At 45.5% G+C, this 22857-nt stretch carries 20 protein-coding genes; 7 read left to right on the top strand and 13 right to left on the bottom strand.

Translation table 11 applies throughout. The features are described 5' to 3' along the window. Position 1: 1 nt before the first annotated feature. Positions 2-430 (top strand): DUF805 domain-containing protein, encoded by a 429-nt coding sequence (locus LDO37_RS17110; RefSeq protein WP_126609349.1) that lies wholly within the window; start codon positions 2-4, stop codon positions 428-430. A gap of 409 nt (positions 431-839) precedes the next feature. Here the strand turns inward: LDO37_RS17110 and LDO37_RS17105 are convergent, their stop codons facing one another. The 3 genes from LDO37_RS17105 to glpX all read right to left on the bottom strand — a co-directional run bounded on the left by LDO37_RS17105 (position 840) and on the right by glpX (position 3121). Next, positions 840-1169 carry a DUF3135 domain-containing protein gene (locus tag LDO37_RS17105; RefSeq protein WP_101114012.1) on the bottom strand — a complete coding sequence of 110 codons (330 nt, stop codon included), beginning with the start codon at positions 1167-1169 and terminating at the stop codon, positions 840-842. Between the two features lie 179 nt (positions 1170-1348). Continuing rightward, entirely contained in the window at positions 1349-1966 is a 618-nt protein-coding gene (locus tag LDO37_RS17100; RefSeq protein WP_101114013.1) for a helix-turn-helix transcriptional regulator, read from the bottom strand. 147 nt (positions 1967-2113) lie between these two features. Then, the gene (glpX, locus tag LDO37_RS17095) at positions 2114-3121 is read right to left on the bottom strand and encodes a class II fructose-bisphosphatase (RefSeq protein ID WP_126609350.1); all 1008 of its coding nucleotides are present in this window, start codon (positions 3119-3121) and stop codon (positions 2114-2116) included. A 305-nt stretch (positions 3122-3426) separates the two neighbouring features. Here glpX and zapB point away from each other — a divergent pair, with 305 nt between their 5' ends. After that, positions 3427-3669 carry a cell division protein ZapB gene (gene zapB, locus LDO37_RS17090; protein WP_101114015.1) on the top strand — a complete coding sequence of 81 codons (243 nt, stop codon included), beginning with the start codon at positions 3427-3429 and terminating at the stop codon, positions 3667-3669. Between the two features lie 186 nt (positions 3670-3855). Here the strand turns inward: zapB and rraA are convergent, their stop codons facing one another. The 7 genes from rraA to priA form a co-directional block, all read right to left on the bottom strand. Beyond that, the gene (rraA, locus tag LDO37_RS17085) at positions 3856-4380 is read right to left on the bottom strand and encodes a ribonuclease E activity regulator RraA (RefSeq protein WP_126609351.1); all 525 of its coding nucleotides are present in this window, start codon (positions 4378-4380) and stop codon (positions 3856-3858) included. Between the two features lie 77 nt (positions 4381-4457). Then, a complete protein-coding gene (locus LDO37_RS17080; RefSeq protein ID WP_126609352.1) occupies positions 4458-5375 on the bottom strand; it encodes a 1,4-dihydroxy-2-naphthoate polyprenyltransferase in 918 nt (305 codons plus the stop codon). A 112-nt stretch (positions 5376-5487) separates the two neighbouring features. Continuing rightward, positions 5488-6819 (bottom strand): HslU--HslV peptidase ATPase subunit, encoded by a 1332-nt coding sequence (hslU, locus tag LDO37_RS17075; protein ID WP_126609353.1) that lies wholly within the window; start codon positions 6817-6819, stop codon positions 5488-5490. Between the two features lie 13 nt (positions 6820-6832). Further along, complete coding sequence (gene hslV, locus LDO37_RS17070; protein WP_101114019.1) at positions 6833-7369, bottom strand: ATP-dependent protease subunit HslV; 537 nt, start codon at positions 7367-7369, stop codon at positions 6833-6835. Positions 7370-7479: 110 nt separating this feature from the next. Then, complete coding sequence (locus tag LDO37_RS17065; protein WP_126609354.1) at positions 7480-8016, bottom strand: SPOR domain-containing protein; 537 nt, start codon at positions 8014-8016, stop codon at positions 7480-7482. 110 nt (positions 8017-8126) lie between these two features. After that, positions 8127-9131, bottom strand: a complete 1005-nt coding sequence (gene cytR, locus LDO37_RS17060; RefSeq protein ID WP_101114022.1) for a DNA-binding transcriptional regulator CytR — start codon at positions 9129-9131, stop codon at positions 8127-8129. Between the two features lie 250 nt (positions 9132-9381). Then, on the bottom strand, positions 9382-11583 hold the full coding sequence (gene priA, locus LDO37_RS17055) for a primosomal protein N' (RefSeq protein ID WP_126609355.1): 2202 nt from the start codon (positions 11581-11583) through the stop codon (positions 9382-9384). Positions 11584-11885: 302 nt separating this feature from the next. Between priA and rpmE the strand changes: the two genes are divergently transcribed. Further along, on the top strand, positions 11886-12101 hold the full coding sequence (gene rpmE, locus LDO37_RS17050; protein WP_101114026.1) for a 50S ribosomal protein L31: 216 nt from the start codon (positions 11886-11888) through the stop codon (positions 12099-12101). A gap of 267 nt (positions 12102-12368) precedes the next feature. Continuing rightward, the gene (locus LDO37_RS17045; protein ID WP_126609356.1) at positions 12369-13631 is read left to right on the top strand and encodes a malic enzyme-like NAD(P)-binding protein; all 1263 of its coding nucleotides are present in this window, start codon (positions 12369-12371) and stop codon (positions 13629-13631) included. Positions 13632-13737: 106 nt separating this feature from the next. On the opposite strand, the gene metJ is transcribed toward LDO37_RS17045, so the two are convergent. Further along, the gene (gene metJ, locus LDO37_RS17040; RefSeq protein ID WP_101114045.1) at positions 13738-14058 is read right to left on the bottom strand and encodes a met regulon transcriptional regulator MetJ; all 321 of its coding nucleotides are present in this window, start codon (positions 14056-14058) and stop codon (positions 13738-13740) included. Positions 14059-14354: 296 nt separating this feature from the next. Between metJ and LDO37_RS17035 the strand changes: the two genes are divergently transcribed. The 3 genes from LDO37_RS17035 (at position 14355) to metF (ending at position 19078) form a co-directional block, all read left to right on the top strand. After that, a complete protein-coding gene (locus tag LDO37_RS17035) occupies positions 14355-15521 on the top strand; it encodes an O-succinylhomoserine (thiol)-lyase (RefSeq protein ID WP_126609357.1) in 1167 nt (388 codons plus the stop codon). Next, positions 15521-17932, top strand: a complete 2412-nt coding sequence (locus LDO37_RS17030) for a bifunctional aspartate kinase/homoserine dehydrogenase II (protein ID WP_126609358.1) — start codon at positions 15521-15523, stop codon at positions 17930-17932. The genes LDO37_RS17035 and LDO37_RS17030 overlap by 1 nt, the downstream gene beginning before the upstream one ends. A gap of 255 nt (positions 17933-18187) precedes the next feature. Continuing rightward, positions 18188-19078, top strand: a complete 891-nt coding sequence (gene metF / locus LDO37_RS17025; RefSeq protein WP_126609359.1) for a methylenetetrahydrofolate reductase — start codon at positions 18188-18190, stop codon at positions 19076-19078. A gap of 71 nt (positions 19079-19149) precedes the next feature. Here the strand turns inward: metF and LDO37_RS17020 are convergent, their stop codons facing one another. Together LDO37_RS17020 and ppc are read right to left on the bottom strand one after the other, a co-directional pair. After that, positions 19150-19689, bottom strand: coding sequence for a PadR family transcriptional regulator (locus LDO37_RS17020; protein WP_101114053.1), 540 nt, complete (start codon positions 19687-19689; stop codon positions 19150-19152). 392 nt (positions 19690-20081) lie between these two features. Continuing rightward, on the bottom strand, positions 20082-22715 hold the full coding sequence (gene ppc / locus LDO37_RS17015) for a phosphoenolpyruvate carboxylase (RefSeq protein WP_101114055.1): 2634 nt from the start codon (positions 22713-22715) through the stop codon (positions 20082-20084). Positions 22716-22857: the final 142 nt, after the last annotated feature.

The following is a 22857-nucleotide window of genomic DNA, read 5'->3' as shown; positions in this document are numbered from 1 at the left end:
GATGTCGATGAAGCAGTACTTGTTTTCTTTTCGCGGACGTATCGGGCGTCAGGTTTTCTGGATCTGGAATGCGTTCTATTATCTGATAGTGATTGGTTTTAGTTTTGGTGCAGGGACATTATTCCCAGACTTAGGAAATGTCATTGCCATCGTCTTCCTAGCGTTCATGCTTTTCCCTGATCTTGCTATTACCGCAAAACGTTGGCACGACAGGGGAAAATCGGTGTATTGGCTTGCATTACATATTCCGGTTATCGCTGGGCGTGTTTTGGTACCTGTTGCAGCGCCAGGCGTTGAAATTCAAACTTCACCTCTTGAAATGATTGCTTCTATCTTAGCGTTGGCGGCGGGGGTGTGGATTTTTGTGGAATGTGGTCTGCTGAAAGGTGACGACAAAGAAAACCAATATGGTGCTCCTCCGCTTAAATAAGCCAATCCTCGTGCGATATTGAAAGCGGCAAAGCGCAACGAATGCAATAGCCCAATGAAAAACGGACCGAAGGAGGTCCGTTTTTGTATTTGTACTCAATTTATACTCAAACCACCTCAAGGTGCAGGATTCAGAGCTCTATCTTCTGTTTCAGTTCAAGGAGAAGAACGCAGTGGACGAGTCCTTTCCAAGTTCTTTGACGATGAAATGAGACAGAAGATAAGCTCCCAAGGGCGAGCTTGCTTGGTTTTCATGCTGCGTTACCAATTCTTGATTTAGAACCACTAGATCTGCAAATTGGTGCCTTGCCTGAAAATCAAGCAATGCTCGCTGAACCTAGCATCTTGAGGTGGTTTGAGTATGTTTCAAAGTGTAGAGTTCAGCGAGTTTCGTTTGAGTGTACTTCGAGCTATTGTTTTCGTTCTAAGTCGAACGGAACAATGTCGGCGGATTCCTTAATGATATCGCCATGCAAAGCATCTTGGAATTTACCAATTTGAGCGGTGAGCTCGTTCATTAATGCTACGTTGGCATGGGTTGGATTTTTACATCGGTCAATGACTCGTTCGATGTGAGTTTGCTGCGCCCGCAAGCGGGGCTGCATTTCAGATGATGCGTATGTGATCATCTCATCGCACATCTTCTGGCGAAATTGATTAAATGCTTCTGGATCATCCTGAGCCAGAGCGACAAGCTCCTCAAATGGAGGTAAAGTTTGATCATATTGAGCGCGTCCCATCTGCACCCTCCTACTTCTTCGTTACAGCACATGATCAGAGCATACGATAAAATTAGCTCAAAAAATGCACTGTAACTGCTCTATTATTGTTCTGTCTCATTATTGATATATGCAACTTTAATCTTAAAATAATACGACAAATTGAGCTTTCAGCGTAAGTTTATGATGCGATTGGGAAATTAGTGAGGGCTAATTTGATAACTGCAGCGACGCTTTCCTTGGATGATATGTTCGGTTCGCGTAACTGAATAGTCTTTTCCTAAAAGCTTACGGAAGACATTCAGCTCGGATAGGCAGAGGTTGGGGCACCGTTTTGCGGCTCGGCAAATAGGGCAATGATTTTCTATGAGTTCAAATCCTAGCTCGTTTTTTAGCAGTTCAACCATGTAACCTTCGCTATCACGGAGCTCGGTAAGCACGTTTAGCTTTTCTTCCAATGTCTTACAATGCGCCATTGCCGTTTGGTATTGTCGAAGTGTGGTTGCTTCACGTTCTGCCGTGACTTTTTCCATCCCTTCTTTTCCAAAGACAGACTCTACAGCATCAATCATATTAATCATTAGGTCGCTATGACCATCAAAGAATTGTGCGTGACCTTTATCGGTAAGTGACCAATGGCGGGTCGGACGTCCGACTTTCGCTTTTATATCATCAAAATCTAAGAACCCTTCGTCTTCTAGGCTCTGAAGGTGTTGGCGTGCGCCCATCGTTGTCATGGATAAATCTTGTGAAAGTTTTTTGGCAGTAATAGCGCCTTCACGTTTGATTTTATTCAGAATCCGATCAGTGGTTTTCATGTTGTCCTTACCTCTAGCTTGATAACTATTATGAGGTATGAGGTTAATAAAGCAAACTCTTGATTAACTGTCGGTTACTTTGCTAAAGGATGAGTCTTAAAACAAAAAGCGCAGCCAAGGCTGCGCTAATGACAATATGATTATCGCTTACAGAATAAAGTCACGAACTTCGTCATCTTTACGATCAAGATAGTGAGTAGACTGAATACGGCGAATCGTACGACAACGACCTCGAATTAATAGTGTTTCGGTCGTGGCGATATTCCCTTGACGAGAAATTCCTTCAAGCAGATCGCCTTTGGTAATACCGGTTGCGGAAAAGACCACATTGTCGCTGCGCGCCATATCTTCCATGCGCAAAACAATGCCAGCAGTAACGCCCATTTCTTTACAGCGTTCTAGCTCTTTTTCGCCATGAGCTCTGTTTTCTGGAGTATCGCCTTTGACTTCGTGACGTGGTAGTAAGCGGCCGTGCATATCACCATCTAGGGCGCGAATAACTGCTGCTGATACTACGCCTTCCGGTGCGCCACCAATGCAGTACATGACATCCACTTCGCTATTTGGCATGCACGTTAGAATGGATGCGGCAACATCACCATCCGGCACGGCGAATACACGAATACCCATCTGTTGCATTTCAGCAATCACCGCATCGTGGCGAGGCTTGGCTAATGTGGTTACGGTTAATGTATCCAGTGTTTTCCCTAGAGCGGCAGCGATGTTCGTTAGGTTTTCAGCCAAAGGCTTGCTTAGGTCAATTACCCCTTTTGCACCCGGACCCACAACCAATTTTTCCATGTACATGTCAGGCGCTTTCAAAAAGCTGCCTTTTTCACCAGCGGCTAGTACCGCGAGTGCATTTGATTGCCCCATTGCAGTCATGCGAGTGCCTTCGATTGGGTCAACCGCGATATCCACGGCATCACCGCCAACGCCAACACTTTCACCAATGTAAAGCATAGGAGCATCATCAATCTCACCTTCCCCGATAACAATCTCACCAGAGATGTCAGTTTTATTGAGAAGGGCACGCATAACTTCAACAGCGGCACCATCAGCGGCGTTTTTGTCGCCTCGACCAAGCCATTTATAGCCAGCCAGTGCTGCGCCTTCAGTTACTCGGGAAAATGCCATCGCCAAATCGCGTTTCATGTGGACTCCAGATACCAAACAAAATTAGAGAAATAATTGGCGGCGATTCTATCACAGCCCCATTCAAACGTTTGCGATTTTGCCTTTGAAATCCAGTGTCGATTGCCCAGCATCAATTTTTGACGGTATATTTGTAGATATTAATAACGAACGTCAAGATTTGGTTAAATATCGACTTTTTTTTAACCAACCGAGCATAGATCACCAATTTTGAACGTGTGTCTATCAAAGATGCTGAGTAGAATGTGAGGTAATTTGTGAACTTTCATTCACGCAGACTGAATCAAAATAAACAGGTGGCTAACATGTCTTTAGAAGTCCTAGAGCAGCTAGAAGTAAAAATCCAAACCGCAGTTGATACTATCGCACTTCTACAAATGGAAGTGGAAGAATTGAAAGAGCAAAACGCTCAACTTAATTCCGAAGCAAACGAGCTGAAAAGCAACCGTGAAGAGTTAGAGTCACAAAACATTAAGATGCGTGAAGAGCACACTGCGTGGCAGGAGCGTATTCGTAATCTTCTTGGGAAGATGGACGACGTAGAATAATTTCTTTTTCCTACGGCGTACGCTCGCGTATTTCGTTGTCGGTGGTGCTCATTTATGCTTATAAATTCCGCGCCCCCTCCTAGAACTACACAAGCGTACTGTGTAGGAAACTATAGAAATTCAAGAATACAAAAAAGCAGCCGATGGCTGCTTTTTTGGTATGAGTGCTAGGGTGAAGAGACTTGTTTATTCTTCTTCGTCTGAGAAGTCGTCGTCTTCGCTTTCTAAGTCGGAGTCGAGAGGCTCTTGGGAGATGATGATGCCTGTGTTATCAGCGTAGAGGTAATCTTCTGGTAGGAAGGTTACACCACCAAAGTTGACGGCAACATCGATTTCACCAACGCTTTGCTGCGCTGCACCGACTGGAATAGAGGCGAGGGCTTGGATACCGATGTTCATGTCTTCGAGTTCGTCGACTTCGCGCACACACCCGTAAACCACAATGCCTTCCCATTCATTTTCTTCTGCTAAAGACGACAGATCTGCATCGATTAAAGCACGGCGTAGTGAACCGCCTCCGTCGATGAGTAATACTCGACCTACACCATCTTGTTCCAATACCTTTCTGATTAAGCCGTTATCTTCAAAGCATTTCACGGTTGTAAGCTGACCCGCGAACGAGGCACTACCACCAAAATTACTGAACATAGGTTCCACTACATCTACTTGATCCAAGTAGATATCGCATAGTGCTGAGGTGTTGTATTCCATAAGCAAGTCGTCTTCTGTTACGCAGTTCTGTATTCGAGTATATATGCCTAGTAAGTCATTGCAATGACAAGGCTCAATTAAGTCATCAGAGTTTGACCCGTGATCACGATTGAGAATAAGAGGTTAGTTATCAAGGCACATTTAACAATGACGGGCATCATGGGCGCCAGTTCCGTTGGGGAAGAGGCAGCAAGTACCGCTCTGCCATGATTGACCACAAATAATACGGCTAGCAACATACTCAACCCCCAAGCTAATGCAGTGCTCTGTAAAGCTAAAAATGCTATGAAGGGGACCGTTCCGCCAGCTAACAACAACATGTGGTAGCGTTTTGCACGTTGAGCGCCAAGACGAACCGCCATCGTGCGTTTGCCACAAGCGGCATCGTTGTCGATGTCCCTCATGTTGTTGATGTTAAGGACAGCCACGGCCAAGAGCCCACAACCAATCGAAGGGAGGAAAATGGTGGCATCAATAAAACCAGTATGAAGAAAAAAGGTGCCAGCAACGCCAAGTAGCCCAAAGAAGATGAACACCGAAAGATCCCCTAAACCGATATAACCATAAGGCTTGTTACCCACCGTATAGGCGATGGCAGCTACTATAGCGAGCAACCCCAGTGCTAGAAATGCGGCAATGCTGGTGGGGGATTGCAGAGCATAAAAAATGAGAGCGAGACCAGACAGTATCGTGAGAACAATATTGATGATAATGGCATTTCTCATGGTTTTTGCATCGACAGCACCCGATTGGATCGCGCGCATAGGACCTATTCTGTCTTCGTTGTCAGTGCCTTTTTGAGCGTCACCATAATCGTTGGCTAAGTTGGAGAGTATCTGTAACAGAATCGCCGTCAGTAAGGCTAGCAGCATTACAGGAAGAGAAAAATGACCATTGAATAAAGCTAGGCTGCTGCCTGTTGCGATAGAGGCAAAGGCCAAAGGCAGTGTTTTGGGGCGAGCGGCGCCCAGCCATGCACTTAAAGATTGTCTCATGCTTCGTACGTCGTTGCTCGATTTGCATCCAGTATAACAACGACTTTGAAATGGTGAATACAAAAAGCCCGCTTAAGTGCGGCGGGCTTGTTTTATATCAAATACGGGATGTTTATAGAATGAATCGGCTTAAATCTTCGTCTTCTACAAATTCACCTAACTTGGATTGCACGTAGGCGGAATCAATTGTCACTGCACTTCCACCTTTCTCAGTGGCTTCAAATGAGATCTCTTCCATCAAGCGCTCCATTACGGTATGCAAACGTCGGGCACCGATATTTTCTGTGGTTTCGTTGACTTGCCATGCTGCGTCAGCAATCTGTGAGATGCCGTCTTCAGTAAAGCTCACATCGACAGACTCCGTCGCCATTAGCGCGGAATATTGCTCAGTCAGAGAAGCTTTAGGTTCGGTTAGAATGCGTTTGAAGTCTTCGCTTGTTAGGGCTTCTAGCTCAACACGAATAGGTAGACGACCTTGCAGTTCTGGGATCAGATCGGATGGCTTCGCTACTTGGAATGCGCCGGACGCGACAAACAGAATATGGTCTGTTTTTACCATGCCGTGCTTGGTCGACACCGTGCTACCTTCGATCAAAGGAAGCAGATCGCGCTGGACACCTTCGCGAGACACATCTGGACCGGAGCTCTCGCCACGTTTACAGATTTTGTCAATTTCATCAATGAAGACAATGCCATTATTTTCTACGTTATAGATGGCTTGTTCTTTCAGTTCTTCTTGGTTGACGAGTTTCGCGGCTTCTTCTTCAGCTAGCGCTTTAAATGCGTCTTTGATCTTCATCTTGCGGCTTTTCTTGGTATCGCCTGCAAGGTTCTGGAACATGCCTTGAAGTTGGTTGGTCATCTCTTCCATACCAGGAGGAGCCATGATTTCCACGCCCATTTGAGGCGCAGCCACTTCAATGTCGATCTCTTTGTCGTCTAGCTTGCCTTCACGCAGCTTCTTGCGGAAAACTTGACGAGTATTGGACTTATCTTCTGTGTTCTCGCTTGAACCCCAGCCTTCACGTGGTGGAGGAAGCAATGCATCCAGAATGCGTTCTTCAGCTTGTTCTTCCGCGCGGAATTTTACTTTTTCCATCGCTTGCTGATGCGTCATTTTGATCGCAACGTCGGTCAAATCACGGATAATGGTTTCGACTTCTTTGCCGACATAGCCTACTTCTGTGAATTTCGTTGCTTCTACTTTCATGAACGGAGCATTGGCTAACTTAGCTAGGCGGCGAGCAATTTCTGTTTTACCCACACCCGTTGGGCCGATCATTAAGATGTTCTTTGGGGTGACTTCAGCTCGCAAGCTTTCTTCGAGCTGCATTCGACGCCAGCGGTTACGAAGCGCAATGGCTACAGCGCGCTTGGCTTTGTCTTGACCGATGATATGACGATTTAATTCGTGAACAATTTCTCTAGGTGTCATTTCAGACATAGGGTAATCCTTATTATTCTTGCGCCGCGGTGTCGAGTTCTTCAACGGTATGATGGTGGTTGGTGAAAACACAAATATCACCAGCAATTTTCAGCGATTTTTCAGCGATTTCACGGGCGTCTAACTCTGTATTTTCGAGCAGAGCAGTGGCTGCGGCTTGCGCAAAGTTACCACCAGAGCCAATGGCGATGAGATCGTTTTCTGGCTGAACCACATCACCATTACCAGTGATGATAAGCGAGGCTGTTTCATCCGCTACGGCGAGTAGAGCTTCAAGTTTTCTTAATGCGCGGTCACTGCGCCAGTCTTTTGCCAATTCAACGGCCGCTTTTGTTAGGTGACCTTGATGCATTTGCAGTTTGCTTTCAAATCTCTCGAAAAGAGTGAAGGCGTCTGCCGTACCGCCGGCAAATCCAGCTAGTACTTTATTATTGTAGAGGCGGCGCACTTTCTTTGCGTTGCCTTTCATTACGGTGTTACCCAACGATACTTGACCGTCTCCGGCGATGACGACTTTATTATTTCGGCGTACAGATACGATAGTAGTCACTTTTATTAACCTATTAATTCGCTCGCGATATAACTCGGATATGAGGGCTGGAGATAAAAAAACAAGGGAGCCAACGGCTCCCTTGTGAATTTAGTCATGAACGCAGTGTTCTATTGCGACTCTTTCCAGATGGCACAAGGCTCTATCTTGGCGCGCTGAAGTTTGTGACGATCGCGCTCTGCATCGCGTTTTTTAACATACGGTCCGAGCACGACACGATACCAGCTACTGCCTTCCTTTTTACGGATCTTACTGCTGATGCCTTGAAAGGCTATATCTACTTTACGTGCTTCTGCTTGCGCGAGCGTTTTATAGGCTCCGCATTGCATTATATATGGAATCTCCGACACCACTTGCTCTTTGGCTTCGACTTGCACTTCTCGCTTTGGAAGTGAATCGACGTATTCCCACTTTTCTTCAGGTGGTGGTGGCAGTGGTTTAGGTTTGCTCACCGGTTTCTTCGGTTTCTGAGCAATCTGAGGTTTGGGTGGTTCAGGATCTTGGCTGAGTATATAAAGCCCATAACCAAACCCGCCAGCAAGTAAAATGGCGATAAGACCTGCTTTCCACGGCTTCTTATTGGATGTTTGTTTTCTGGTAGGCTTCTTTTGCCCACGCCCTCTTCTTACGTAATCTTTATTTGCCACGGTTTAACAGCTTGCAGTCAATAAAAAACGGGTAACATGGTAATCCAGAATTGCTCTGGAAAACCAGTGTTACCAGTGAAAAGCTTGCAGGTGAGTCCACTTTCGACGTGTTAAGTTCTTGGTGGAGCGGCGCTTTCTCGGATTTTCAAGTGTGTTTCCAACAGGCGTGAACCTGCGTGAACGTCACGACCTTTCAAGATTTCAAGCAGCATCAGCATGGCTTGTCGACCGATTTCATAGCGTGGCTGCGTGATGGTCGTTAGTGGAGGGTCGCAGAATTCAGCAAACTGAATATCATCGAAGCCTACAACGGATAAATCTTGAGGTACTTTTAATCCTGCGGCTTTTGCTCCTTTGATTGCTCCAATTGCCATGGCGTCGTTATGACAGAAAACAGCGGTTGGTGGCTCTGGTAACGAAAGCAATTTGGTGACTGCCTTGTGACCAGACTCAAAGGTGAAATCTCCCATCTCTTTATAAGTGGGGTTCATCGTTATGCCAGCTCTTCTCAGCGCTTGCTGATACCCTTGGTTTCTAAACTGGCAAAGCGCAGCATCGTCTGGCCCTGAAATCTGAGCAATCTTGGAGTGGCCCATTTGCGTCAAATAGTTCACCGCCTCGAAAGAAGATGTTAGGTTATCAATATGGACTGTCGGCAATTCCAGTTCCGGTGCAAATTCACAAGCCATCACCAGTGGTGGCAGGTTTTTTTGTTCCGGTTTGCTGACATCGAATGGCAAGTGCGTACCCAAAAGCAACATGCCATCGGCTTGTTTAGTGAAAACCAAGTTGACCAACGAGCTTTCTCGTTTCTTTTGCTGACCGCTGTCCCCCAACAGTACGAGATATCCATTTTCCACAGCTACATCTTCAATGCCACGAATGATCTCAGTGAAATAGGAGTCACAGATGTCAGGTACAATTGCAACGATGGTTTTGGATTCATTACGTCGTAAGTTTCTTGCCAGTGAATTCGGTGAATAACCAGCTTCCAAAACGGCGCTCTCTACACGTTTACGCGTAGTAGATGAAACCTTCTCAGGGTTCATCAGAGCTCGTGATACGGTTGCAGTAGAAACTCCTGCTAGCTGGGCAACATCCTTCATTGTCGCCATAGTAAGTTGTCCTCTTTATTTTTCATGGCTGTAATAGCATCTATAAGATTTATATCTAGCGCTGACGTGAGCAACTTTTTTATTGGATATTTTATGCTCTAAATTAAGATTAATTTACGGGCAGATTAACAAATTTTGCATAAGTAGCGTGACATCAATCACATAGGATCATATTCATTTTCTCAAACTAGCTACAAAATACCGTTGAGTAACAGAACTGACATCACATCAATTTACAGAGATTTTACTTCTAACTAAGATCTTGGGGCTCAATATCGGTTGTCCATCGCACTTTTTTTGCCAATGGCAGTGCGTCTATGACGACCTTTGAACTGTACAACAATTTTTGCATTAAAGATCGTGACGGAGCTTGCAATATTAGTTGCCAACGCGACTTGCCAGCGCGTCTAGCTAATGGTGCGGGCATTGGACCTAATACCATGCATTCTCTGTTGAAAATTGGATTAGATTCAATGGTTTGTCTTACTTGTCTTAGGAATTGCTCACCCGTTTCTTCATGATTTGCTTCAGCGCGAAATAAGGTAAGAAAAGTGTAAGGTGGCAGTAAGGCAAGCTTCCTTTCTTCAAGTGCTGTTTGAGCAAAATGTCCATACCCTTTATGAAGAAGAGCTTGCAGTAACTGATGTTCAGGATGGTGTGTTTGTAAGATGACTTCCCCTGCTTTGCTGGCTCGACCTGCACGCCCTGCCACTTGAATAAAGAGCTGAGCTAGCCTTTCGGAAGCTCTAAAGTCACTGCTGTACAACGAGCTATCAACATCAATCAGCGCAACGAGCGTGACGTCTGGAAAATGGTGACCTTTCGCCAGCATTTGCGTGCCAATCAGGATTTGATATTCGTTATTCCGAATGGATTTCAAGGCACTCTCTAGGCTGCCTTTACGTCGGGTACTGTCCCTGTCTATTCGGATTGCTTTGAATTCGGGAAACAAGCTGGCAAGTTGTTCTTCCAACTGCTCTGTGCCAACACCGACGGATACCAATTGTGTCGAGCCGCAGCCTTGGCACTGATGCAAGACTGGATGTTGAGCACCACAGTGGTGGCATCGCATTTCTCGACTATTTTGATGAAATGTATAGTAGGCATCGCAACGGTGGCATTCGGCAATCCACCCACATTCATGACACATGAGGGCAGGTGAGTAGCCTCGGCGATTGAGGAATAGCATGACTTGGTTGCCAGCCGTTAAGTGCTTGCGCATTTCGGCAATCAATGGGGCGGATAAGCCGCTCTCAAGGTATAGCCCTTTTACGTCCAGCACTTTATTGGTTGTGGGCATGGCGGCACCAGCGCGGTTAGCCAAGGTTAAGTGATGATATTTACCATTCAATGCATTGTGGAGAGTTTCGAGAGCAGGGGTTGCACTGCCTAATATGACAGGAATCTTCTCTTTAGCCGCTCGCATCACCGCAACATCTCTAGCGTGATAACGCAAACTGTCTTGTTGTTTATATGAAGCGTCGTGTTCTTCGTCGACAATGATGATGCCAAGATCGGCAAACGGCGTCAGTAATGCAGAGCGAGTCCCGATGACAATACCGGCGTGTTTATCACGTGCCGCTAACCAAGCATTCAAACGTTCGGTATCGTTTAATCCTGAATGAATAACTTCTACTGGGACATTAAAGCGACGTTTGAATCGATTGATGGTTTGCGGTGTTAATCCAATCTCTGGTACCAAAACCAGTGCCTGCCTTCCTTTATCGAGAACGGGCTTAATCATATTCAAGTAAACTTCGGTTTTACCCGAACCAGTAACCCCTTCCAACAGAAAACAGCCAAAGTCCTTATGGCTATTTACAGCTGCAATCGCAACAGATTGCTCTTCGTTGAGCTTGGGCTTTTCCTCAGTGCTTTCTACTTGCTTTGTCCAATCTAAGGCAACAGGCTTACTTTCTATTTGTTCTACCCAGCCTTTCTCTTGCAAGGTTTTCAATACCTGGCTGGATATTTCGTTGTCGAGCATCACTTGATGGGGAACAGTTCCGTTTGCGAGTAAGTGCATTGCTTTTGCTTGCTGAACGGCTCGACCAAACCCGCTCATGATTTGGTCTTTACCAGAGGAAGTAATAACCCATTCTTTTAAAGTACTGAAGTTGGCAGGCTTTCCCTTCCTTAATAAAGCAGGCATAGCATTCGCTAACGTGTCACCTAGTGGATAGAGATAAAATTGGCTGCACCACTGCAGTAATGCGTACAGAGAACCTTGCCAAACCGGTGACTCATCAAGTACTGCTTTAATTCCCTTTAGCTGATGAACGGGAAACTCAGACTGGCTGACGAGCTCCGTTACAATACCAACCAAAGTTTGCCTGCCAAAAGGTACGCTCACGCGACCGCCAATCACTGGAAATTGATGGGGGGCAATTAGGTAATCAAATTGCTTGTCCAATGGTACGGGCAAAGCGACTCTGGCAATAGAAGGGCGCATAAATCTTTTATAAAGAACCTGATAGGAATAAAGTGAGTATAACTGAGTAAGATTCGCTAAGTAACCTATCCATCAAATCTGGCTAAACTCGAATTTTCTTACCCGTAGGGTAAACGGGTGAAAACTGCCTCTAAATCAAAAATAGTTGGCGAAAAAACTGCCAAATAGGTTGATCCTACCTAAATGTTTCATTACTATACTGCGCCTTGATGATGTGGTCATTCCGCATCGATTTATCTGAAACTACGTGTGGTGTCCGGCATAGAATCGGATGGCGACACGGCCCAATTTGAGGTTATCCCATGAAAGTAGGTATTCACCCAGAATACAAAGCTGTTGCAGCAACATGTTCTTGTGGCAACACTTTTGAGTTCAAAACAACTCTAGACAAAGATTCTATCCACCTAGACGTATGTGACAAATGTCACCCGTTCTACACTGGTAAGCAGCGTATCGTTGATACTGGCGGCCGTGTTGATCGCTTCAACAAGCGTTTTGGTGCTCTTAGCAGCAAGTAATTACGAATTCGTAATACTGACCAAATTTGAAAAGGACGCCTCGGCGTCCTTTTTTCGTTCATGAAATAAATGTTTTTTGATTTAGCTCTCGGTTAAGTGGTCTTAGCTCTTTCAAAATGACCTTTCTTTGACGCTGGCAATCTATGAAGATTGCAAGTCATACTTTAGTATAATAAAGAGTTGAAGTTAAATTTGCGGTCGGCTTCAGCTAACAATGCAAGAAACACCTTTTACCTACTCAAAAAACAATAATTGGAACGTCCCCACATGTCTGAAGACAACAGCCAACAAGATTTTCGCCAACAAGCTCTGGATTATCACGCTCAACCTACTCCCGGTAAAATTTCCGTCGAACTCACCAAGCCAGCCAATACAGTAGAAGACCTCGCGCTGGCTTACAGCCCTGGCGTAGCCGAACCTGTACGTGAGATCGCGCAAAATGCTGACAATGTTTATAAGTACACTGCCAAAGGTAATATGGTGGCTGTCATTTCTAACGGTACAGCCATTCTTGGGTTGGGTAACCTAGGACCACTAGCGTCCAAACCTGTGATGGAAGGTAAATCGCTTCTTTTTAAGCGTTTTGCTGGTCTTGATTCCATCGATATCGAAGTGAAACATCGCACGATTGATGAATTTGTTGATACCGTCGCCAACATTGCCGATACGTTTGGCGGCATTAACTTAGAAGACATTAAAGCGCCAGATTGCTTTGAAATTGAGCAGCGACTTATCGAGCGTTGTGATGTTCCCATCTTTCATGACGACCAACACGGCACGGCTATTGTGACGGCTGCCGGTATGTTGAATGCGATTGAACTTCAAGATAAGAAACTCGAAGATGCGACAATTGTTTGTTTAGGTGCGGGGGCTGCTGCCGTTGCGTGCATGGAACTGCTGATCAAATGTGGCGCACAGCGCGAAAAAATCTACATGCTGGATCGTAAAGGTGTGATTCATACTCGCCGTGATGACCTGAATGAATACAAGCAGCTGTTTGCGAACAATACAGATAAGCGCACGTTGGAAGATGTTATTGAGGGTGCCGACCTTTTCTTAGGTGTGTCTGGCCCTGATTTGTTGCCTGCAGAAGCTCTAAAGTTGATGGCGGATAAACCTGTTGTCTTCGCGTGTTCTAACCCTGATCCAGAAATCAAACCGGAAGTCGCCCATCAAGTTCGTAATGATCTGATCATGGGGACGGGTCGAAGCGATTACCCGAATCAGGTTAACAATGTTATTTGTTTCCCATTTCTTTTCCGTGGTGCGTTGGATGTTCGTGCCAGTGAAATTAATGATGAAATGAAGCTCGCAGCGGTGGATGCTATTCGACAATTAGCAAAAGAGCCTGTACCAGAAGAAGTGAAAAAAGCGGCAGGTGTTACGGCGCTAGAATTTGGTTCCGGTTACATCATCCCGAAACCGATGGACGCTCGTTTACTACCACGTGTAGCAAAAGCTGTTGCGCAAGCTGCCATTGATTCAGGCGTTGCTCGAATTGAAATGCCTGAAAACTATATGCAATCCTGAATATGACAATCTGATTCACTTTTCATGTGTGTCAGATTAAACGTACATTGCTTTTTCAATACACATAAAAAAGAGGGGATAGCCTAGGCTATCCCCTCTTTTTTGCTTATTCTTCGTCGTAGGCTTCGAACTCGATGCCCATTTCCGTCATGATTTTTTTCACTTCACTCGGAATATCGTCTGGGCGATCTTTTCTCAAATCTTCATCTGTCGGTAATGGCTGGCCTGTATAAGCGTGGAGAAAAGCTTCACAAAGCAGTTCGCTATTGGTGGCGTGACGCAGATTGTTAATTTGGCGGCGTGTTCTTTCGTCTGTCAGTACTTTAAGTACTTTTAACGGAATCGATACTGTAATTTTTTTTACTTGTTCGCTTTTTTTACCATGCTCAGCATAGGGGCTTATGTATTCGCCATTCCAATCTGCCATTGCGCACCTTCAATTATTATTTATCTAAGTTATATGGCTACTCCGCACAGAAAGCTCTTTTCATGTGTTTTAGCGACTTAGCCGTTCATAAAAACGATTTTAGCGACTTTTACTGCCACAAGCAAAGACATATGGACGTCTAGAAGTGTTGACGTCCTAAAATGAGAACGCTAAAGTATTGCATATTAATCGTGACTATCTCTGTTAAAACACGTTACACGCATGTTAACTCGCGTTCGTAATTGGTATAACAGAGGCTCGAAAAGTTTGCACCACAGGAAAGGAAGACCCTATTTATGAGCCAACGAAAGCCAGCCACTATTGCCGTACGCACTGGTATTGAAGCGGATACTCAGTATCACGCAGTTGTCCCACCAATTTACTTGTCTACGAACTATGGCTTTCCTGCGTTTGGTGAAGTGCCCAAATATGACTACACGCGTTCAGGTAACCCAAATCGAGGCTTGCTAGAGCAAGCTTTAGCTGAGCTGGAAGAAGGTGCAAACGCCATCATAACCAATACTGGTACAGCAGCCATTAACCTTTGGGTGACGGCATTCTTAGGTCCTGACGATCTTATTGTCGCGCCACACGATTGCTATGGTGGTACTTATCGACTCTTTAACACTCGCTCACTAAAGGGTGACTTCAAAGTTGAATTTGTTGATCAATCCGATGAAGCCGCTCTTGCTGAAGCACTCAGCAAAAAACCTAAACTGGTCTTACTTGAAACACCATCAAACCCTTTGGTACGTGTTGTTGATATTGCGAAAATTTGCGAACAAGCAAAACAAGTCGGTGCGCTTGTCGCAGTCGATAACACGTTTTTAACACCGGTTTACCAAAAACCGCTTACTCTTGGTGCAGATTTCGTTGTGCATTCCACGACTAAATTCATTAATGGTCACTCTGACGTGATTGGTGGTGTCATCATTTGTAAAGATGAAAAACACGCGGAAGATTTAGCGTGGTGGGGTAACTGCATTGGCGCAACTGGCACGCCTTTCGACAGTTATATGACTCTACGAGGCCTACGTACACTTGGTGCACGTATGCGAGCTCATGAAGAGAGCTCGAACACGATATTAGAATTTTTGAAAACACATGAATTGGTTGGCACCATTTACCATCCAAGTTTGCCAGAGCACCCAGGTCATGACATTGCCAAAAAGCAGCAATCGGGCTTTGGTTCTATGCTCAGCTTTGAATTGAATGGAAGCTTTGAGCAAATGAAATGTTTTGCCAGTTCTCTCCAGCTTTTCTCGCTCGCAGAATCATTGGGAGGGGTGGAAAGCCTGATCTGTCACCCTAGTTCAATGACCCATCGTGCCATGAGTGATGAAGCGCAAGAAGAAGCGGGCATTGCCCCAACATTACTACGTTTGTCTGTGGGTCTTGAAGATGCGCAAGATCTGATCGCTGATTTGAAGCAAGCCTTTGCAAAAGCCAAGGAGGTGGCGTAATGACTCTCGAACGTCAATTGCATAAATTTGGTGGCAGTAGCTTGGCGGATGCCGAATGCTATCAACGTGTGGTGAGCATACTCAAAGAATATTCGGATACGAATGACTTGGTTGTTGTGTCGGCAGCGGGTAGCACGACAAACCAACTTATCGCTTGGCTGGCGGCGTTAGAAAAAGACGGGCGTTTAGCGCATGAAGCGTTGCAAGAACTCAGACAATACCAAACACAATTAATTGAAAGCTTGTTGCCAGCAGAACGTGCAGCGCCTTTGCTTGATGTTCTTAACACGGAATTTTCTGGGTTAGGCGAATTGTCTTACCCATTAAGCAGTGCTCAAAAATCATCAGCAATGGGACACGGCGAAATATGGTCGGCGAGGCTATTGGCGGAACTTCTTAATCACAATGGTTTAGAAGCGGTTTCGCAAGATTCACGTGATTTCCTTCGTGCAGAACACGGAGCTCAGCCGGAAGTCGACCGAGCACGTTCTTACCCTTTAATTAAAGAATCGCTAGCACAGCATCGTCAGTGCCGAATTGTCATTACTGGTTTCATGGCAAAAAATGAAGAAAGTGAAACAGTTCTTCTTGGGCGTAATGGTTCAGATTACTCAGCGACCGTCATCGGTGCGCTAGCAGAAGCGTCCAGAGTGACCATATGGAGTGATGTGGCTGGGGTGTATAGCTCTGACCCCCGTAAAGTATCAGACGCCTGCTTACTGCCTCTGCTGCGCTTAGATGAAGCCAGTGAATTGGCTCGCTTGGCGGCACCAGTTCTTCATAGCCGTACGTTACAGCCTGTTGCTCAAAGTTCAATGGAATTGCATTTGCGTTGCAGCTACCAACCTGAATCAGGTTCAACACGTATTGAGCGTGTTCTTGCATCGGGTCGTGGTGCCAAAATTATTACCTCTTTGGATGAAGTGCTACTGGTTAAAGTGGACTTCGGGCACGGGCACGATTTTGAACGTTTAGCTAAAGAAGTACTTACAACGCTTTCACGCGGGCAACTCAGCCCATTGGCATTTGAAGCGCAAAGCGATCAAGGTTGCTTGCTTTTGGCGTATACCTCAGAAGTGGCTGGCGAGGCGCTTTCCCATCTACAAGATGTTTCTATTGGTGCGGAAATTAAATTGAAAGAAGGGTATTCACTGGTTGCTGCAGTAGGCGCTGGCGTAACCAATAACCCGAATCACTGCTACGGTTTTTACCAGCAACTGAAAAACAGCACCGTAGAGTTTATTAGTGAGGCTGAATCTGGTCTTAGCTTAGTCGCGATTCTTCGTAAAACCGATACATCTCGCTTAATCACAGGCATTCACAGCCAGTTGTTCCAAGCTCAAAAGCGTGTTGCTATCGCTTTGTGCGGCAAAGGCAATATCGGTTCCAGCTGGATAGAGCTGTTTGATGAGCAAAAAGACGAGCTTGAAAAGCGTCATGGAAAAACATTTGATTTGGTTGCAGTAGTCGATAGCCAAACGTATTGGTTGGACTTCGAGGGCATTGATGCCAAAGAGGTTTTCAATCGTTTTGATGATGAAGCGATCAGCAATGACGGAACGGAATGGTTGGACAAACTGGCGCATCAGCAGAAATTCGATGAAGTTATCGTATTGGATGTGACAGCCAGTGAAGCGTTATCTAATCAGTATGTCAGCATTGCTGAGCACGGTTTCCATTTGATTTCGGCAAATAAAGTTGCAGGTTCGGCACCGGGCGACGTTTATCATCAGGTACAAGATGCGTTTTCAAAGACTGGTCGCCATTGGTTCTATAACGCAACAGTAGGTGCAGGGCTTCCTGTTAACCACACAGTGCGTGATTTACGTGAAAGTGGGGATGACATTCTAGCGCTTTCTGGAATCTTCTCAGGAACGCTGTCATGGCTCTTCCAACAGTTTGATGGTCAGGTGCCTTTCAGTGACTTAGTAGATCTTGCTTGGCAGCAAGGTTTAACGGAGCCCGATCCTCGTTGTGACTTAGATGGATCTGATGTGATGCGTAAGTTGGTGATTCTCGCTCGTGAATCCGGATTAGAGCTAGAGCCTGAAAACGTGAAAGTTGAATCATTGGTTCCAGAGCAATTGCGCGATTTACCGCTGGATGACTTTTTGGACAATGGACAGATCCTGAGCGAAAACTTAGCCGAGCGCCTTGAAAAAGCCCAACGTGAAGACAAAGTATTGCGTTATGTGGCAAGACTGGAAAAAAGCGGCAGCGCAACAGTAGGTGTGGAGGCGTTACCTCGCGAGCACGCACTAGCCAACTTATTGCCTTGCGACAATATCTTTGCCATCGAGAGTAAATGGTATAAAGACAACCCATTGGTTATTCGAGGCCCTGGAGCGGGTAAGGCCGTAACGGCAGGGGCTATTCAGTCAGATCTGAATCGACTTTCAAGTTTGTTATAAATCTTTGTTTTAGTGATTTGCTATAGCGATTTGTTATATCTAAAGGGCACTCTGTGCCCTTTTTTGTTGCCTCTATCCCTTTAAAATGCTGTGGATTTTTATTAATGAAAAATGCGTAGTTTCATCATGAATAAAATTCATGGTGATCTAGTTGACATTAAATCGGATAAAAGACATTCTTTGGACATATAGACGTCTAAACGTCGCTGAGAATTTTAAAAGAATTTTTTGTGGTGGTGCCACAGGGAGAGAAGCATGAGTTATACCCACGCAAGTCACATAGATGCTTTGAATCAGAATGTTGCTGAGCTTTCTGATGACATCAATGTTTCATTTGAGTTTTTTCCACCAAGCAGTGAAAAAATGGAAGAAACGCTTTGGAATTCCGTGCACCGCCTAAAAACGTTACAGCCAAAGTTTGTTTCAGTTACATACGGAGCAAACTCTGGAGAGCGCGATCGTACGCACTCAATTATCAAAGAAATCAAAGATCAAACAGGTTTGGTTGCAGCACCACACTTAACTTGTATCGATGCATCACGTGATGAATTAGTGAACATTGCTAATGATTACTGGAGCAATGGTATTGAAAGTATCGTAGCGTTGCGCGGCGATATTCCCCCAGGCGGTGGTGTGCCGGATATGTATGCTTCTGATTTAGTTGAATTACTAAAGTCTCAGCACGATTTTGATATTTCTGTTGCGGCATTCCCTGAAGTTCACCCAGAAGCTAAAAGCGCACAAGCCGATCTACTGAACTTGAAGCGTAAAGTTGATGCCGGAGCAAACCGAGCTATCACTCAGTTCTTTTTCGACGTTGAGAGCTACTTGCGTTTCCGTGACCGCTGTGTGGCGGCTGGAATTGATGTTGAGATTGTTCCGGGAATCCTACCAGTATCGAACTTTAAGCAGGCTTCACGCTTTGCGGATATCAATAATGTAAAAGTCCCTGGGTGGATGGCGAAGCAATTTGAAGGGTTGGATGATGACCCAATGACACGTCAGTTAGTGGGTGCAAGTCAAGCAATCGATATGGTGAGAATTCTAAGCCGAGAAGGCGTAAAAGATTTCCACTTCTTCACGCTAAACCGTGCTGAAATGACATACGCGTTATGCCATACGTTGGGTGTTCGCCCGCAAGCGTAATTTAAACGTAAACTGTGAGACATAAAAAAAGGTTGGTGTACGCACCAACCTTTTTTATTAATAGCGAAGATTTACGCCATAGCTTCTAATTCTGCAAGCGCTTCTTCTGCCCAAGCAACCCATGTGTTACGAAGCAACAAGTTGCGACGAAGGGTTAAACGCTCTAAACGAGCTTGCTTGTCTAAAGTGCTTGGTGTCGCGTAGTAAACCGACTCAATTTCTTTGTAGTGGTTCACTAGTTGACGAGACTCTTCGATCAAACCAGTCAGTTGTTCAATATACGAAGTAGAAGGTTGTACGGAACATGCCATTAACTTGGCAGAAAACTCATCGCGAACGGTAGGGTGTGCAGTAGGTTGGTCAAACCACTCCCCAAGTGCTCGGCGTCCTTCTTCTGTAATTGAATAAACTTTCCTGTCTGGTTTGCCCTCTTGCGGCTCAAGCACGCAAGTCACAAGTTGGTTTTGAGCCATTTTATTTAGCTCGCGGTATACTTGTTGGTGACTTGCTTTCCAAAAATAGCCAATACTGTATGAGAACTCTTTTGTGATGTCGTATCCAGTTGCATCACGAGTACTTAAAACAGTAAGGATTACGTGCGGTAATGACATGTCTTCAATCCAATGGTCAATCAAACTGTAAAACTTGAACGCGTAAACACCGAGTGTGCTTCTGTGGCACGTTTGTATAGTGTGTTAATGCGCTCATACCAATCTAAAGACAAATTTAGACGGCTCTGTCACCTTCTTAGCCTTACATCACCTAGAAAATGGCAGCTATTGAATTTGCTACCTTAGAAACAAATGCCAATGCCATAGAATTGCTGCGGATAGTTATTAGTAAATTTACAGCGGTTAGTAAGCATATCAATAATAATAAGCATTAAGTAGAATAAAAAATATGAATGGTTTGAAAAACTGACAAAATTCTCAATAGCGAATGCCAGCCATACAAAAAGCCGCATTTAGCGGCTTTTTGTCTCACTTAAAGAATAAATGACTGGTTAACCGGTGTTGCGCATTCCTGCTGCAATACCTGCAATTGTGACCATTAATGCTTCTTTAAGCTCTGTCGATGGCGTTTCTGTCTGTCTTGTACGGTAAAGCAGTTCTGCTTGCAGCATATTCAACGGCTCTACATAGATGTTACGAAGGCGGATAGATTCTAATCCCCACGGATCACTCTGCATTAAATTTTCATTATTCTCAACATTGAGTACAGCTTTAATGTCTTTTTGTAATTGAGCTCTCAGTTTGTCGCCCAGAGCCCACAAAGATTTGTCTGTTAGCTTCTGATCGTACAGGCTTGCGATCTCGATGTTACATTTCGAGTACACCATTTCTAGCATGCCCAATCGTGTTGAGAAGAAAGGCCATTCGCGACACATTGACTCCAGTAATGATTGGTGTCCTTGGTCGACCGAATACTGAATCGCCTCTCCGGCACCTAACCATGCTGGTAATACCAAGCGGTTTTGGCTCCATGAGAAAATCCATGGAATGGCACGTAAGCTTTCGACACCACCGTTAGGATTACGCTTCGATGGGCGTGAACCTAATGGCAGCATGCCTAGCTCAAGCTCTGGTGTTGCCGCGCGGAAATACGGTACGAAGTCAGGCTCACCACGAACAACCCCACGATAGGCTTCACAAGACACTTCAGACAGGGTGTCCATCAAGTCACGCCATTCTTGCTTCGGCTCCGGTGGTGGCAGCAGGTTGGCTTCTAATATTGCACTGGCGTACATGTTGAAGCTGTTGACCGCCACTTCAGGTAAGCCCAGCTTAAAGCGGATCATTTCACCTTGTTCAGTTACGCGCAGACCACCTTTGAGGCTTTTCGGCGGTTGAGAAAGCAACGCAGCGTGTGCAGGTGCACCACCACGACCAACCGTACCACCACGACCGTGGAATAAGGTCAGCTCGATGCCCGCTTCTTCAGATACCTTCACTAAGGCTTCCATGGCACGGTATTGCGCCCAACCCGCCGCCATAACACCAGCATCTTTGGCGGAATCTGAGTAACCGATCATGACCATTTGGTGGTTCTGAATGAAACCGCGGTATAGGTCGATACCCATTAACTGGGTGATAACGGCTTCAGCGTTATTCAAATCTTCCAGTGTTTCGAACAGTGGACAAACGTCCATGCGATATGGACAACCTGACTCTTGAAGTAACAAGTGCACTGCAAGTACGTCTGAAGCGGTTCTTGCCATAGAAATTACGTAGGCACCAAACGCTTCACGAGGTTGACTTGCCACGATACGGCAGGTATCCAACACCTCTTTTACAGGCTCTGATGGTTCCCAACCTCGCGGCAGAAGTGGGCGCTTAGAGCTAAGTTCCGCTGTAAGGAAAGCAACTTTATCTTGTTCGCTCCATTGGTCGTAATCGCCAATACCAAGGTAACGCGTTAGTTCTGACAATACATCTGAGTGGCGTGTGCTTTCTTGGCGAATGTCGAGGCGCACTAAGTGAATGCCAAATGATTTGATTCGACGGAGAGTATCTAGCAGAGAACCGTCGGCAATGACGCCCATGCCGCATTCATGCAAAGATTGGTAACACGCATAAAGTGGTTCCCAAAGCTGCTCATTGGATTTCAACGGCGCTTTTACTGCCAGTTGCTCACCATTGATTTTGGCTTCGAGAATGTCTCGGGTTTCGGTGAGCGTTGTACGGATTCGTTTTAAGATCGCACGATAAGGTTCATGCTCCCCTTCACCCGCCAACTCACGCAGTGCGTCACTGCATTTGGTCATCGACAGTTCGCTAACCAGCTCATTAATGTCATTTAGGTATAGGTCGGCTGCTTTCCAGCGAGACAACAACATGACTTCGCGAGTAATGGTGTGGGTAACAAATGGGTTACCGTCGCGGTCACCTCCCATCCAAGAAGAGAAATGAACCGGTCTTGCATCAATAGGTAAACCTTCGCCAAGATATCCTTCCAAACGTTCATCTAATTCACGTAGGAAATCAGGCACACCCTGCCATAAGGAATTTTCAACAACAGCAAAACCCCATTTTGCTTCATCGATTGGCGTTGGGCGTTGCTGACGGATAACGTCAGAGTGCCATGCCTGTGCGATAAGCTGCTCTAGGCGACGCTCTGTTTTTACGCGTTCTTTGTACGAGAGATCGCTAAGCTCTAGCTTTGAAAGACACTCGTTGATTTTGACCAGTTTGTTGATCATGGTACGACGCGTAATTTCTGTCGGGTGCGCCGTTAGCACTAGCTCAATGTTCAAATCACGAACAGCCTGAGCAGTGTCGAGTTTACTGATGTCGCTTTGGCTTAGCTTTGAAAATAGACTGTTAATGGCGTCTGGTTCGCAGACGTGTTCCTCACAATGACGAGAAATGGTGTGGTATTGCTCTGCCATGTTGGTGAGGTTTAGAAATTGGTTGAATGCACGAGCAACGGGTGTGAGCTGCTCGTCTGGTAGGCTTTCAATTTCTTTTATGAGATTCTCGCGGTCTTCCTGACTGCCCCCTCGTGCTGATTTTGAGAGTTTACGAATGGTTTCGACTTTCTCTAGGATCGCCTCACCATGTGCATCTTGAATGGTATTGCCAAGTAATCGACCTAGCATGCTCACATTGCTTTTTAGCGCGGCATATTTTTCATTCATTGTTTCCCGCCTCGTAAATTTATTACATCCGATGTTTTGTTTAAGCCCACAATCTAGCGAAATTGTTTGGCTTGAGTCAAATAATCCGACACTAAAACAACGGAATTCGGGCAACTATTGATATTGCTCATTTTTGATACGC

Origin of the sequence: Vibrio penaeicida (assembly GCF_019977755.1) — a bacterium.
Taxonomy (GTDB): Bacteria; Pseudomonadota; Gammaproteobacteria; order Enterobacterales; family Vibrionaceae; genus Vibrio; species Vibrio penaeicida.
This window is presented reverse-complemented; position numbering and strand designations above follow the sequence as displayed.

What these genes read in the sequence shown, in the direction of transcription:
- zapB (WP_101114015.1), top strand. Translation starts at nt 3,427, where the DNA reads ATGTCTTTAGAAGTCCTAGAGCAGCTAGAAGTAAAAATCCAAACCGCA.
- cytR (WP_101114022.1), bottom strand. Translation starts at nt 9,131, where the DNA reads ATGGCGACAATGAAGGATGTTGCCCAGCTAGCAGGAGTTTCTACTGCA.
- hslU (WP_126609353.1), bottom strand. Translation starts at nt 6,819, where the DNA reads ATGTCTGAAATGACACCTAGAGAAATTGTTCACGAATTAAATCGTCAT.
- LDO37_RS17100 (WP_101114013.1), bottom strand. Translation starts at nt 1,966, where the DNA reads ATGAAAACCACTGATCGGATTCTGAATAAAATCAAACGTGAAGGCGCT.
- metF (WP_126609359.1), top strand. Translation starts at nt 18,188, where the DNA reads ATGAGTTATACCCACGCAAGTCACATAGATGCTTTGAATCAGAATGTT.
- rraA (WP_126609351.1), bottom strand. Translation starts at nt 4,380, where the DNA reads ATGGAATACAACACCTCAGCACTATGCGATATCTACTTGGATCAAGTA.
- ppc (WP_101114055.1), bottom strand. Translation starts at nt 22,715, where the DNA reads ATGAATGAAAAATATGCCGCGCTAAAAAGCAATGTGAGCATGCTAGGT.
- LDO37_RS17105 (WP_101114012.1), bottom strand. Translation starts at nt 1,169, where the DNA reads ATGGGACGCGCTCAATATGATCAAACTTTACCTCCATTTGAGGAGCTT.
- LDO37_RS17020 (WP_101114053.1), bottom strand. Translation starts at nt 19,689, where the DNA reads ATGTCATTACCGCACGTAATCCTTACTGTTTTAAGTACTCGTGATGCA.
- priA (WP_126609355.1), bottom strand. Translation starts at nt 11,583, where the DNA reads ATGCGCCCTTCTATTGCCAGAGTCGCTTTGCCCGTACCATTGGACAAG.
- LDO37_RS17030 (WP_126609358.1), top strand. Translation starts at nt 15,521, where the DNA reads ATGACTCTCGAACGTCAATTGCATAAATTTGGTGGCAGTAGCTTGGCG.
- metJ (WP_101114045.1), bottom strand. Translation starts at nt 14,058, where the DNA reads ATGGCAGATTGGAATGGCGAATACATAAGCCCCTATGCTGAGCATGGT.
- rpmE (WP_101114026.1), top strand. Translation starts at nt 11,886, where the DNA reads ATGAAAGTAGGTATTCACCCAGAATACAAAGCTGTTGCAGCAACATGT.
- LDO37_RS17045 (WP_126609356.1), top strand. Translation starts at nt 12,369, where the DNA reads ATGTCTGAAGACAACAGCCAACAAGATTTTCGCCAACAAGCTCTGGAT.
- LDO37_RS17080 (WP_126609352.1), bottom strand. Translation starts at nt 5,375, where the DNA reads ATGAGACAATCTTTAAGTGCATGGCTGGGCGCCGCTCGCCCCAAAACA.
- LDO37_RS17035 (WP_126609357.1), top strand. Translation starts at nt 14,355, where the DNA reads ATGAGCCAACGAAAGCCAGCCACTATTGCCGTACGCACTGGTATTGAA.
- glpX (WP_126609350.1), bottom strand. Translation starts at nt 3,121, where the DNA reads ATGAAACGCGATTTGGCGATGGCATTTTCCCGAGTAACTGAAGGCGCA.
- LDO37_RS17110 (WP_126609349.1), top strand. Translation starts at nt 2, where the DNA reads ATGTCGATGAAGCAGTACTTGTTTTCTTTTCGCGGACGTATCGGGCGT.